The 13367-nt window shown below is 75.3% G+C and carries 7 protein-coding genes; all 7 read right to left on the bottom strand.

Translation table 11 applies throughout. From position 1 onward, the window contains the following. Positions 1-10: 10 nt before the first annotated feature. Positions 11-985: a cellulose biosynthesis protein BcsN gene (gene bcsN, locus Q8W71_RS07255; protein ID WP_305524673.1), complete on the bottom strand. Its 975-nt coding sequence runs from the start codon at positions 983-985 to the stop codon at positions 11-13. Then, positions 982-2895: a tetratricopeptide repeat protein gene (locus Q8W71_RS07250; RefSeq protein ID WP_305524672.1), complete on the bottom strand. Its 1914-nt coding sequence runs from the start codon at positions 2893-2895 to the stop codon at positions 982-984. The genes bcsN and Q8W71_RS07250 overlap by 4 nt, the downstream gene beginning before the upstream one ends. After that, complete coding sequence (locus Q8W71_RS07245) at positions 2880-4067, bottom strand: glycosyl hydrolase family 8 (RefSeq protein ID WP_305524671.1); 1188 nt, start codon at positions 4065-4067, stop codon at positions 2880-2882. Before Q8W71_RS07245 ends, Q8W71_RS07250 begins: the two co-directional genes overlap by 16 nt. Next, positions 4064-6628, bottom strand: a complete 2565-nt coding sequence (locus Q8W71_RS07240) for a cellulose biosynthesis cyclic di-GMP-binding regulatory protein BcsB (protein WP_305524670.1) — start codon at positions 6626-6628, stop codon at positions 4064-4066. The genes Q8W71_RS07245 and Q8W71_RS07240 overlap by 4 nt, the downstream gene beginning before the upstream one ends. Before the next feature lie 10 nt (positions 6629-6638). Next, positions 6639-9095 carry a UDP-forming cellulose synthase catalytic subunit gene (gene bcsA / locus Q8W71_RS07235; RefSeq protein WP_305524669.1) on the bottom strand — a complete coding sequence of 819 codons (2457 nt, stop codon included), beginning with the start codon at positions 9093-9095 and terminating at the stop codon, positions 6639-6641. Positions 9096-9203: 108 nt separating this feature from the next. Continuing rightward, positions 9204-9956, bottom strand: coding sequence for a cellulose biosynthesis protein BcsS (gene bcsS, locus Q8W71_RS07230; protein ID WP_305524668.1), 753 nt, complete (start codon positions 9954-9956; stop codon positions 9204-9206). A 653-nt stretch (positions 9957-10609) separates the two neighbouring features. Next, positions 10610-13114 carry a response regulator gene (locus Q8W71_RS07225; protein WP_305524667.1) on the bottom strand — a complete coding sequence of 835 codons (2505 nt, stop codon included), beginning with the start codon at positions 13112-13114 and terminating at the stop codon, positions 10610-10612. Between the last annotated feature and the right edge of the window lie 253 nt (positions 13115-13367).

The raw sequence follows: 13367 nt of genomic DNA, 5'->3' as shown, positions 1-13367 counted from the left end.
CGCCCGCCCATCACCAGCCGAGCGGCGGCGGCGCCGGGCCGCGATAGGCCTGCGCCGGAAGCTCGGAGGAGAGGGGCTGCGGCTTCGGCGCCGACGGCGCCGGGACCACCGTCCGGACCGCGCCGCCATCGGCGAGGTAGCGGGGCTCACCCGACGTCTCGGATCCGGCCGCGCCCGGGCGCGGGATGGGAACGGCCACGGGCGACGGGCCCGTCGCTGTGCCCGGACCCGGGGCGGGCGGCAGGCTGATGAGCGTCCGGCTGCCGTTGACCGTCACGGTCGGTCGGGCGGGGGGCGGGAGCGACACCACCGGCGCCGGCTCGACGGGGGCGGCCTCGGCCGCAGGCGCCGGGCGCGGCGCCGGGCGCCGCCGGGGCCGTGACGCGGCGGCCTGCGCCGCCGGGCCCGCGCCCAGGCGCAGGTGGACGAGATCGGCGACCAGCCGGTCCGGCGATGCGGCGCCGCAATGGCGGACGCGCAGCGACGCGGAGGTGCGTCCCGGTCCGAGGGTCGTGCCCGGAAGCGCGAGCGCGCGGGCGTCGTCGATCCACTGCCACGCGAAGACGCAGCGGGCGCCGAGCGCGACGCCGATCGGCCCGTAGGCGTTGTGGGTCCGCGTCCGGACGATCCGGTAGGGGCCGTCCCCGAGGGCGGCGAGTTCCGCGTCGATGCCGGCCTTGGTCGGCCGGCCGAGGAGCCCGCCGCGCCCCGCGCCGGCCGCGCCGACCGACAGGTCCGCCCAGCCCCCGTCGAAGCCGCCGTAGGTGATCCGCTGGCGCAGGCCCCCGCCGGGGCGGGTCTCGTCGACGGAGGCCACCCGTCCGCTGTTCGGCACGGAGACGAGGGGCGCGTTCGGGGCGGCGAGGCCGGGGGCCGGCGCCTGCACCGCGCCGAGGATGACGAGGAGCGCCGGCAGACGCCCGCGTCCGAGGTCGGCGAGGCGGCCCGGGCGTCGGGCGGGCGGGAGGATCGGTCGCTGCATCATCGGTCCTGTCCCGGGCCGCGCGGCCCGGCGCCGGCCGTATCGAAGGGTCCGAAGCGGTCGCCGTCCTGCGTCCGGGCGGTGCGGGTCACGCCGCCGGCGGCGGCCGTTCCCGCCTCGGCCTGGGCCAGGGTGCCGGCCGGGGGTGTCGGCTGGGCGGAGGGCGGCGTCGGGCGGTCGAGGCCGTTCCAGGCGGGCAGCAGGGTGTAGCCGTAGCGTTCGTAGGGCATCGCCCCGACGCCGGGCACGCGGTGGGCGACCAGGGGCTCCTGGGCCCGGGGTTCCCGGAGGTACTCGCCGTCCCGGGCGCGCTCGGCCGGTTCGGGGAAGCGCGTCGGGTTCTCGGCGGATACCGCGACCGGGAACTCCCCGCGGCGGACCGGCAGGCCCCGGCCCGGGACGGCGGGCGTCGGCTTGGGCACCGCCGCCGCGCGCGCGACCGCCGCGTGGGCGGCGGGGCGGACCGGGTCGCAGGGGCCGGGAGCCCCCGAATCCGCCGGCAGGGCGAGGTCGACCACGGACGGGAACAGGCCGTCGTAGCGGTTGATGATCTCCAGCGCCTCGCGCGGGCGCTTCAGGCGGTTCAGCGTCAGCGCCTCGCCCAGGATCGCGCCCTCGGCCGGCTTCCACGCCGCGGCCCGCCGGAACCAGTCCAGGGCGGCGTCGAACTGGCAGGCGTTGTAGGCGTACCAGCCGAGCGCCTGGGCGCCCTCGCCGGAACTCGTGGCCAGGACGAGCTTGGCGAACCGGTCGAGCCGCGCGGCGTCCACCGAGCCGTCGCCCTGCGCGAGCCGCTGGCCGACCATGTCCAGGTAGAGCGCGGTGTTGCTCACGGACGGGCCGCGCCACGCGTAGGCCACCTCCTCGGCCTCGCGCTCCTGCCCGAGCGCTCGGAGCGCCAGGGCGAGCCCGGTCGCCGTCCGGGCATCGCCGCCGCGGGCGATGGCGGCCTTGAACCAGTCCAGGGCCTCCGCGAACTGTCGGCGCCGGTAGGCGTACCAGCCCAGGAGGCTCATCTGGTCCGCCACGCCCGCCTTGCGGACCTGCTCGCCCAGAGCCGCGAGTTCGGCCGCGTCGACCCTGCCGGCCGGCTCGTCGTGCAGGAACGCGGCGATGCGGGCCCGGGCGATGTCGAAGCGCAGCGCCCGGAACTCGCTCGTCCCGTCGGCGGCCTGCTGGCCCAGCGCCAGGAGCGATTCGACCTGGCCGATCGGCAGGTTGGCCAGGGCCTTCTGGACGGTGGCCAGCCGCAGCGCGCTCTCGGTCTGGCCGGCGAGGATGGTGCGGTAGGCCGCGGTCGCCTGCGCGATGTCGCCGGTGCGGGCGTAGGCCTCCGCGACGAGCCACGCGATGTCGAGGTCGAGGTCGCGCAGGGCGCCCGGCACGCTGCGGACGCGCGCGAGGATCTCCTTCCAGTCCCCGTCGCGCTCGGCCGCCTTGATCTCGCCGCGCAGGGTGCTGCGGTTGAGCTTGCGCGTCAGATCCTCCGACGGGCGCCACTCCGGATCGGCGCTCTCCCGGGCCGCGATCGCCGCCCGGACGTCGTCGATCCGCCCGGCGGTGAACAGGTCCCAGAGCGGGGCCTCTTCCGGAGGGCTCGGCTTGAGCGTGTCGAGATCGGTCGGCACGGTCCAGTTCGGGTAGCGCCGCTTGAGCCGCGCGATCTCGGCCTGGACCCGGGCGGTCTGGTGCTGCGCCGCGTAGTAGCGCAGGCCGCTCTCGTCGACGATCTCCGGCCCCGAGGCCGGGGCGGGGCTGCCCCCGAGGATCACCGGTGCCCGGCGCGGGTCGGCCCGGACCGTCTCGACCGGCTCCGCGGCGGGCTGCGCCGACGCGGCTTCGAGGGTCGCGTCCAGGCCGAGCCCGGCCAGGAGCGTCAGGGCCGCGCCGCGACGCTTCAGCGCCCGAGACATGTGCGATACCTCGCGTTGGCGGCGGAGAGCGCCAGGAGATGGAGGGTGGCGGGATAGTAGTTCTCGACCGGCGACGGTTGGGCGAAGCCCGCGGGCAGCGGGGTTCCCGACGCCGCGCAGGCGGAGAGCGCCGCCACGGCCGCGTAGCCCGGCTCCTGGAACCGGCCGGTGGCCTGCCCGCTCTGCACGTCGAGGATCGGCAGGCCGGCCGGGTCCGGCTCGGCCCAGAGCTTGACGAACGGCTCGTAGACGCCGCGGTCGTCGATCCCGGCCATCGCCAGGTACAGCGGCACGCGGATGGCGTTGTAGGAGAAGGTCGGCGGGAACCCCTCGGCGGGCTTCGGGGTGCCGCCGCGCATGGCGATCCACTCGGTCGGCAGCCGCGCCGGCCCGAAGCGGGCGCGGCGCACGAGATCGAGGCCGGCGCCGTCGAGCCGGGTCCAGTCGAATTCCGGGGCGACGGCGGCGAGCCGCGGGAAGGCCGGGAACACCCAGTACGACAGGTTCACGACCGGCCCGTCGGCCCGGTCCTCGGCGGAGAAGCCGGCCATGGCGGGCAGCAGCAGGGGCCCGCCCTCCGCCTTCCACAGGACCGTGCGCCGCGCCACGTCGACGGCGATGCGCCGGGCCGCGAGGCGGTAGCCCTCGTCCGACCACGCGTCGGCCGCCTCGGAGAGCGCCCAGGCGACCAGGATGTCCCCGTCCGTGGCGTCGTTGGTGTCGGCGACGCCCGGGCGCTTGTCCGGCTCCCAGCGCCAGGCCAGCAGGGCATCGCCGCGCACCATCAGGTTGGCCCGCGTCCAGCCCCAGATCCGCTGGAAGGCGTCGCGGTCGCCCGCGGCGACGGCGAGCAGCATGCCGTAGCCCTGCCCCTCGCTGTGGCTGACGCGGTTGTTGCCGGTGTCCACGACCCGCCCCTGGTCGGTGACGAAGCGGCGCTTGTAGGTGCGCCACGCCGGGATATCGCCGAGGGTGTTGACCATCGGGACCGCTCCCGCCGGGCGCTGCGCCGTCCCGGAGCGCTCGGGCTTCTCGGGTCCGGCCGTCTGGCCCGGCCCCGCATCCGGCGGCCGGTCCTGGCCGCGCGAAGCGACGGGCGCGGCGAGCGCGAGGCCCAGGCCGAGCGCGAGGCGCGCGGGCAAGGCGAGGCGTCGTGCGACGGGACGGCTCATCGCTCGGAGTCCGGATCGTTGGCCGCGGGGCCCGCCCCGTTGGCGCGCCCGACCCCGCCCAGCATGGCGCGGGTGCTCAGCCCAAGGGCGACCGCGGCGGCGAGCAGGATCAGCACGAAGGTGTTCGGGTTGGTGGCGAACCACCCCGCCAGCACGAGGCGGCTGTTCTCCAGGGACAGGGGCGCCGTCTCGATGATGCGGGTCTGGTTGGCCGCCACCGTCGTGACCGTGCCCTCGTTGGCGTCGAGGGTCGCGGCCCGCCCCTGCAACTGCTCCCAGACGATCGGGGCGCCGAGGCAGGTCGCCGCCGCCTGGAGCGTGGCGGCGTTCGGCGCGGTGAAGACGGTGACGGTCGCGTCGCCGTCGAGGCCTGCGAAGCCCTGGCCGACCGCGAGCGAGGCGCTGGCGCCGACCGCGACGGGCCGGTCGCGGACCTGATCGGAGAGCCAGTGCCGGATGTCGGTCAGGCCGTCGCCCAGGGCGCCGTTGAGCCGGGAGGCGGCGTCCGAGAGCCGGTCGCCGACCGCGTTGCGCGCGCCGAGCGCCGTGCTCCACGACGAGGCGAGATCGCGCGACTCGGCCTCGGATCCGGCCGATTGAGGCCGGCGGAGGCCCGGGATCCCCCCGCGCGCGGCCGAGGCCGGCAGCGCGCAGGAGGGCGGGATGTCCCGGCGCAGCCGATCGAGGCTGAGGCCCGGCACCGCGTCCCGCAGGGGATCGGCCGGCACCGCGGTCATCGCGGAGCGCCCCTCCCAGACGCCGCGGATCTGGTCCGGGTCGAAGCCGACCGCCCGCAGCAGCTCCGGGTCGAGGGAGCGGGCGGGGCCGACGACGACGGTCGGCGCCCGGCCCTGGAGGGCGCCGTCGTTGCCCATCTCGAACGGGATCGGGCGGCCGGCCGAGAGCGCCATCCGGACGGCGATCGTCGCCGCGGCGGACATCGACTCGCGGTCGGGGGCCGGCACGATCAGCCGCGGCCGGCGCTTGGCGTCGAGATAGGGCAGGCCGCCGCTCGCCGTCGCGGCGAGGTCGGGCAGCCGCAGGGCGCGGGCGAGCGGCGGGATCGTCAGGGTGGTGTCGCTGAGGAACAGGAAGCGCTTGCTCTCGGCCGCGCCGTCGGCGCAGGTCCGGTCGGCCGGCGACGGCAGCAGGGCGGTGATCTCGATCCGGTTGCGGCCCGGGCGCCAGCGCTCCAGCGGCAGCGGCATCGCGACGTCGCGAAACACGTCGCCGTCGGCGCGGGGCAGGGTGTCGCTGACGACGTTGCGGCCGTTCACGTCCACAATGACGCGCGCGCCGGTGTCGAGGCCGGCAGCGTAGCCGCCCGCGAGCGCCAGCGTCGCCTTGGCGTAGTCGGCCGCGATGAAGTCGGCGGGCAGGGACACGTCGAAGCCGGTGCGGAACAGCCGGCCGGAGAACTCCCGGTTCTGGACGCCGAAGCGGGACAGGGGCAGCGTCTCGCCGCCGTGCATCCGCAGGCCGTCGGCGAGCGCGAGCAGGCGCAGTCCCTGCGGGCTGCCCTCGGCGGCGCGCGCGGCGGAGGCGGCGAGCACCGCGCCCGCCGCGTCGAGGTCGGCCGGGCCGCCGCCGGGGACGACCAGGGTCGCGGCGCGCTCGGGCGAGGCCGGGGCGAAAGCGAGCGACTGGCCCGCGCCGACCAGGGCCGGGTCGAGGCCCGGCAGGTCGCGCAGGTCGTCGGGGCTGCCGATCACGAGATTGAGGCCGGCCCCGGCCCGGAGGGGGCCGAACTCGACCGCGACCTGGGCGTAGCGGCCGGCGAGCGCCACGCGCTGGAGGAGGCCGACGATCTTCTCGAAGGTCTGGAAGCCGGGCTTGTTGCGCAGCACCACGCGGATCGGCACGGCGCCGCCGGCGTCGGGCGGCACCGCCGGGAGGTCGTGCAGGACGCGCGGCGCCTCGACGCCGGCCGGCATCACGAGGCCGGTCCAGGACGGGTCGATCTGCGTCCACAACTCGTAGGTGGCGGCGATGGAGCAGTCGACCCGGTGGCGCTGGACCGCGCCGATCTCCACCGCGTTGTAGCCCGGCCTCAGGGCGCCGGCCGGGATGTCGAACTCGATGACCCGCACCGCCCCGGGGGCGCGGATCGTCGTGCGGCCGACGACCACGTCGTTGACCGTCGCGGTGAGGAAGGAGGCTTCCGGGACGACCGAGATGGCCGCGAGGTAGCCGATCCGCAGCCGCAGCCGCTCGCGCGCCTGCTCGGCGGTCACGTAGACCGGCCAGCGCAGGGCGCTCTCCTCGCCGCTCAGGCGCAGGCTCTCGCCGAGGGCGGGGAACGGCCGCTGCGGCAGCGCGGCGCCGGGCGACGCCTCGCCCCGGGTCGGGGCGCCGGCCGGGGCGGCCACCGGAGCGTCGTTCCGCGGCATCGCCGGGCTTCGCGGGGCCGCGTCGGCCTCCGCGCCGGGCAGGGTCAGCGCGCGCGGCGCGCCGCGTCCGAGGAAGCTCTGTGCGCAGGCCGGCGCGGCGGCGGCGATGAGCAGGCCGCAGGCCAGCAGCACGGCCCGCGACGCGGGGAGGCCCGTGGCGGACGAGATCATGGCGCTCTCCCTAGCCCCGGGCCGGTTGGGCGGTGCCGAGATCGGCGGCGCGGCGGCCGCGCGTCCCGGCCGCGTTCTCGGCGTCGAGCATCAGGCGCAGCCAGCCCGGCGCCTCCTCCTCGGCGACCGCGGGCGCCGCGGCCGCCGTCGGAGCGGGCGCGGCCCGCGGCGCGTCCGCCTGTGCGGTCCGCGCCGCAGCGGGCGCGGCGGCGGGTGCGGGCCAGGCCGCGTCGCCGAGGCGCCGCTGGAGCGCCACGCTCGGCGCGGGCGCCACCTCGGCGGCCGGGGCGGCCGCGTCGGCCCGCGACTCGGGCTGGCCCCGGCCGAGGCAGGCGAGCGCCCGCAGCGGTCCGATGAGACCCCACCAGATGAACTGCGCGGTGCCGGACACCAGATCCTTGTGGCCGCGGCGGCGCTCCTGGAACCGCGCCATCGCCCGGGCATCGCCGTACATCAGGTCGGCGAGGACGAAGTAGGCGTCCGGGGGCAGGGGCTCGAAGTCCAGCTCGCAGACCGTCTCCTCGCCGGCCGCCGTCATCGCCGCGATCCGCACGGGGATCGCCGCGCGCGCCGCCTCCGGCAGTTGCCCGTCGTGCGGGGGCACCGAGAGGGCGCCGAGATTGGTGTCGGTGCCGCGCCGCATCGGCACGATCGCGTCCATCCGCACCCGGCAGCGCGCCGCCGAGATCCGCTCGACGGCGACGTCGACCGCGAGGCCGTTGAGCGTCAGCACCGCCCGGCGCTCGACCGCGAGCGACGGGCTGCGCTCGGTCTGGGCCCGCTCGGTGGCGACCCCGAGCGCCGCCCCGGCGGTGATCAGGTTGAAGGCGTTCCACAGCCCGACCACCAGCATCAGATCGGTGATGCCCGGCTCGAACAGGTAGCGGTAGGCCGCGACGAAGGTCCCGGTCAGCAGCACGGCGAAGACGACGAAGAACGGCAGCGCCAGCGGCGAGAGCTGGTCGCGGTCGAGGGTCACGTTCTTGGCGGTCACGTTGAACTGCGGCTTGCGCGGCGACAGGATCACCGCCGCCGTCGCCTTGATCAGAAAGAGTCCCTGGACGTACTCGTACAGTTCCGAGACGAACGGCCAGCGCACACGGCCGTACAGGTAGTTCTGCATCATCAGGTTCACGACGATGTAGGTCGCAGTGTAGGCGATCGCCTCGTCGACGTTGGCGACGACGATCTTCATGTCGAAGAAGATGTACAGCAGCGGCGCGATCATGAAGATCAATCGCGGGATCGGGAAGAACCAGAACGTCATGCTGGAGAGGTAGCAGAGCCGCTGGATCGGCCGGAGGCCGCGCTTGAACAGCGGGTTCTTCAGCAGCATGATCTGGAGCATGCCCTGGCACCAGCGCGAGCGCTGGCCGATGAAGGCCGTCAGCGTCTCGGGCTGGAGCCCGGCGATCAGGGTCTTGTCGACGTAGACGCTGGTCCAGCCGCGGCTGTGCAGCTCGAAGGCGGTCTCGCAATCCTCGGTGATGGTGATGCCGGAGAACCCGCCGGCCTCCTCGAGCGCGGCCCGGCGCAGGAGCGCGGCCGAGCCGCAGAAGAACGAGCCGTTCCACTTGTCGAGGCCGCACTGGCTGACCGCGTAGAACATCTCGTTCTCGGAGGGCATCCGCTCGAACGTCTTGAGGTTGCGCTCCACCGGGTCCGGGTTGAGGAAGGCGTGCGGGGTCTGCACGAGGAACAGCCGCGGGTCGCGGGCGAAATGCCCGACCGTGTCGCGCAGCAGGGAGCGGAACGGCACGTGGTCCGCATCGAGCACCAGCACGATCTCGCCGGAGGAGTGCTGGAGGCCGTTGTTGAGGTTGCCGGCCTTGGCGTGCACGTTGCGGCGGCGCGTCAGGTAGGAGACGCCCAGCTCGCGGCAGAGCGCCTGCAACGAGGCCTTCCGCGCCCGGGCGCTCGCGGCCTTGGCCGAGTCATTGTCCGAGCACTTCTGGTCGGTGCCGCCGTCGTCGAGGAGCCAGACGGTCAGCCTGTCGGCCGGGTAGTCGAGCGAGCGCGCCGCCGCCAGCGTGGCGGCGAGGATCTGGCTGTCCTCGTTGTAGCTCGGCACGAAGATGTCGACGGTCGGCAGGTCCGCGCCGTCCGCCGGCACGATCGCGCGCGCGAGCGGATCGGCGTTCACGATCAGGCTGATCATGAGGATGTAGAAGCAGTACACCTCGGCCGCGACGAGGATCACGCCCGCGCCGAAGCCGAGGGTGTCGCTGGTCGGCGGCAGGGTGCTCGACAACCGCCAGTAGAGGTATCGCAGCACGACGAGGCTTCCGACCGCCAGGAAGACCGACCGGCCCGCCCGGCCCTTCACGAACAGCCACAGCAGCACCATCAGCGCGATCGCGCCGAGGCTCATTTCGAGCTGGACCGTCGTCCCCACCGGCTGGGCCAGCAGGAGCAGCACCAGGACCGCGCTGACCAGCCAGATCGTTCGCGCAAACACCGCCCGCACTGGTCGAACTCCTGAACCTCGCCGGACGCGCCGGATCGGACGATGATCGCAGATCCCACGGATCTGCAGTTTTGAGCGACGGTCTTCGTGTCGGATGTACTGTAGAAATCAGAAGGCCGCCCGCGCCTCGACGGTCGTGTAGTAGCCGCCCTTCTGGATCCGGTCGCGCGTGTAGCCCGCCCCGAGCGAGAACTTCATCGGCCCGATCGCGAAACCGGTGAGGTGGGCGCCGACCCGCCACTGATTGAAGAAGGCGTCGCCGAGCAGCGTCACTTCCGGTCCGACGAACACCCCGTCGGCGACCGCGAAGCCGGCCTTGGCGCGGACGTAGTAGGCGCGGAACAGCGTCGAGTAGGAGGCATTGACCGAGACCAGCGAGTCCACCGTCGGGTTCAGGTAGAGGTCGGCGGCGAACTTCGCGCCGACCCCGGTGCCGACCACCGGGTTGCGGGGATCGAGGATCGACAACTCGTTGTTCCGGACGTTGAACCCGACGTAGCCGGCCAGCGCGGCCTGCTGCCAGATCCACTCGTAGCCGAACATCGCCGTGGCTTCCTCCTGCTGCCCGCGCACGGTGCGGCCGGCCGAGTTCGGATAGGTGTAGACGCCCGCCAAGCCCTGAAGGCGGATGCGCGCCCCGCTCTCGTTGAGCGGGGTGATGGGCGCGAGCGTTCCGGTGACCACGCCGAAGGCGGAGCTGTTCGAGGTGACGCTCGCCGAGACGTCGACCGCGACGATGTAGTCGTCGCGGACGCCGTCACCCTCGACGCCGGTGTACCAGTCCGCGGCCTGCGCGGTGCCGGCCGCGCCGACCGCGGCCAGCACCGCGGCGATCCGGGAGGAGAGGCGAGATTTCGTCATGCCGCACGCGTTCCGCGCCAGTCCCCGACATCGAGGAGATGCTGGGCGGGATATCAGTTGATCTTGGTGAACAATCGGTAAATCGTCTCGTGAGACGGCCGCTATAGACCTCGTTCTACAACTTTAACGCGAATATGCAGTATTGCCCGTCCGCGGCTTGTCCGTGCACCCGATCCGCACGCGCGTGGCCGGCGCGATGATGCTTTCGCGAAGGCGGTTGCGGCGGTGTCGGGGTCACTGCGGCGCGCGCATCGACGCCGGAAGGCCGCACGGCGGACCACCACAGGCGTGGCGCATCCGGGCGCAGCGCAGGGTGCGGCCGCTGCGGCCGCGTTATGCAATCGAAGATTGAATCACCCCGCTCCGGTATCGCCGTCGGGGGGTGCGTCGGGCCGAGACGGCCGCCCGGCCCACGGTCCACGACGGTTCGGCGTTTGCGTCGGCCGCTCCTACCAATCCCCTCATCCTGAGGTGCCGGAGCGCAGCGGAGGCCTCGAAGGAGCCCTCCAGCCGGCCGCGCGATCCCTGGAGGTCTCCTTCGAGGCCCGCTCGCGCGGGCACCTCAGGATGAGGGGGAGGGTCGGATATACCCCTCGGCTCGCCGCGTCGTGTACCGTGCGCCCGGGCCCCGAAGGGCGTGCCCGGACGCGGCCTCAGGCCGCGCGCAGGGGACGCGAACGGGCCTCGTCGAGGGCCCGCGCCAGATCCCGCGCGCCGAACGGTTTGACGAGGACGCGCGATCCCGCCGGCCACTCGGTCCGGTCGCCGTCCGCGACGGTGAGGACGACGGCGACGGCCGGGTGCGTCCGCTCGACGACCTTGGCGAGCATGACCCCGTTCAGGTCGGGCGGGGCGTGGGCGCAGAGCAGCACCGCGAAGTCGCGCCGCGCGGCCAGGGCGGCCTGCGCCGCCTCGCTCGACGCCACCGCCGTGACGACGTAGCCGTCCCGCGTCAGGCAATCCGCGGCGGCCGCCCGCAGGACCGCATCGGGCTCGACGAGGAGGACCGCCCGCTCCGCGGCGGCGCCGCGGTCGTCGTCCCTTGCGCCGTCCCTTGCGCCGTCCCGGTCGTCGTCCTTGCTGCCGTCCCTGGCGCCGGACTCGGCGGGCGCGGGCGGGAACAGCAGCGTCACGGTGGTGCCGTCGTCGGCCGCGGCCACGCGCAGCGATCCGCCGAGCGCCTCCATGAGGAAGCGGACGGCGGCGAGGCCCGCCCCCGGCTCGAAGCCGGCGGGGGCGGCCAGGGCGACGCGCAGGCCGGCCGGCCCGTCCTGCCCGGTGCGGGGGACGTCGCGGGGGACGTCGACGGTCAGCGACAGGGCCGCGTCCCGCGGGAGCGACGCCCGCGCGTCGCAGGCGAGGTTGAGCAGCACCGCCTCGAAGCGCCGGGCGCTGCACGGCAGGGGCGGCAGGTCCCGGTCCTGCGAGACCGCGAGGATCGCGTCGGGCAGGAGCGTGGCGCGGATGAGGTCGACCGTGTCGGCCAGCACGGCCTCGGTCTCCGGCCGGTCCGCGTCGCCCTGCGCCAGCACGAGCATCCGCCGGACGAGGGCGGCGCCCCGCACGGCCGCCCGCTCGGCCCGCTCGGCTTCGCGGCCGTCGGCGGCGTCGCGCGCCACGATCTTCAGCGCGGCGCGGATGGCGGCGATGGCATCCGCGAGGTCGCGCGCGAGGCCGGCGACGATCTCGCGCGCGGGGAAGGCGGATCCCTCGGCGGGGCTGCGGGCCGGGATCTCGGCAAGGGGCTCGGCAGGGGGCTCGGCAAGGGGCTCAGCATGGGGGGCAGCCGAAAGCGACGGCGGCAGCATCGCCAGCCCGACCTCGCGGCTGAGCACGTGCAGGCGGATCGGCTGCGTGTCGCGGGCGACCGCCGTGAGGCGCAGCATCAGGCGGCGCTCCCCGGCCTCGTCCGGGCCCGGCAGCGTCCGCACGAGGATCTCGCGGATGGAGCCCGGCTCCGCGCAGGCGTCCCGCATCGCCTGCCGCAGCGGAGCGCGGTCGTCGTCGGCGACGCGGGCGAGAACCTCGTTGAGGTCGCAGGCCCGCTCGGACGCGCTCTTCGCGGCGGCGGCGGAGCCGTCCGCCCAGGTCACCTGACCGTTGCGGAGATCGACCTCCCAGCACGTGAACCCGCCGAGCAGCCGGACCGCCCGCACGCGGTCGCGGCTGCGGGCCAGCGCCGCGCGGGCCTCGACGAGGAGGCGTTCGCGGGCCTGACCGCGGTCGACGCAGGCCCGGACCGCCTCGGCGAGGTGCGCGAGGTCGGTCACGGCGCTTCCGGTGGCGAGCCCGTCGCCGGCCGCCGCGCGCCGGATCCGGTCGAGGCCGCGCGTCAGCCACGTCCCGACGAGCCAGCCGGCGAGCGCCGCGGCGGCGATCACCGTCGCGAGGAGGGCCCAGGGCAGGGCGGCACCGTCGATGCGGGCCGGTCCCCGCTCGGCGGAGACCAGCCAGCCGAGCCCGGCACCGTCCGAAACGGGGACGGTCGCCTCCACGGCGTCGCGCCGCGCCGCCGCCACGCCGGAGCGGTGCAGGGTGCGGCCGCCGCCGTTGACGACGCGGATGGCGGTCTCGCCCGCGAAGCCGCCGAGGTCCCGGCGCGCGGCGGCGATCACCCCGTCGATCCAGTCCGACGTCAGTTGAACCGCCAGGACGCCGGTCCCGGCGCCGCCCGCCGCCCGCACGGGCGCCGCGACGATCAGGTTGCGCGAGCCCGAGTCGCCCCGGCCGCGGTCGCTCGCGTCGCCGATCACGAGACCGGAGCGGCCGCGGGTGAACCACGTCGTGCCGGACACGTCGGCGCCGGAGATGCCGCTGCTCGCCGTGGCGAGGACCCGGCCGGACGCGTCGGCGAGGAGCACGTCGCCGTATTCCGGATGCAGCGCCCGCCAGCGTTCGAGGAACCGCTGCGTCTGGGCCGTGGCGTCGCCCGCGAGGAGCGCGTTCTCGGCCGCCAGGTGCAGGTCGCGGCCGATCTCCGCGAAGGCGGCGCCGAAGCGCTCGGCCGCCGCGGTCGCGACCTGCTGCACCGCCCCCTGCTCCGAGCGGCCGCCGGCCGCCCCGCCGAACCGCGCCCCGACCAGGACGCTGCCGCCGCCCACGAGGACGAAGCCCGCGACGACGAGACCGCGCAGACCGATCCATCCTCTCGCCGTCATGTCAGGGGGGCCGGCATGCTCTTCACCCGATCTTTACCGCACGATGCTACAGGCGATCGGGGTTAAGGACGCGTTAAGAGACCGCGCGGGCGCCGGAAGCCGTCGACGCTGCGCGGCCCGGCGGGACCGGGATGCGCGGGATCCGGATCGGGCGACGGTCGCGCGACGGGCGCGGCGGCGACGCGGATGGACCTCCGGCCCGGCCGGCCCGAAGATGCCCGCGACGCCGGGGCTCCGAGAGCGAGCCCGCGCA

The organism is Methylobacterium amylolyticum (genome assembly GCF_030700245.1).
Classification (GTDB): Bacteria; Pseudomonadota; Alphaproteobacteria; order Rhizobiales; family Beijerinckiaceae; genus Methylobacterium.
Note: the sequence above shows the minus strand (reverse complement) of the source record. Positions and strands in the feature narration are given on the sequence as shown.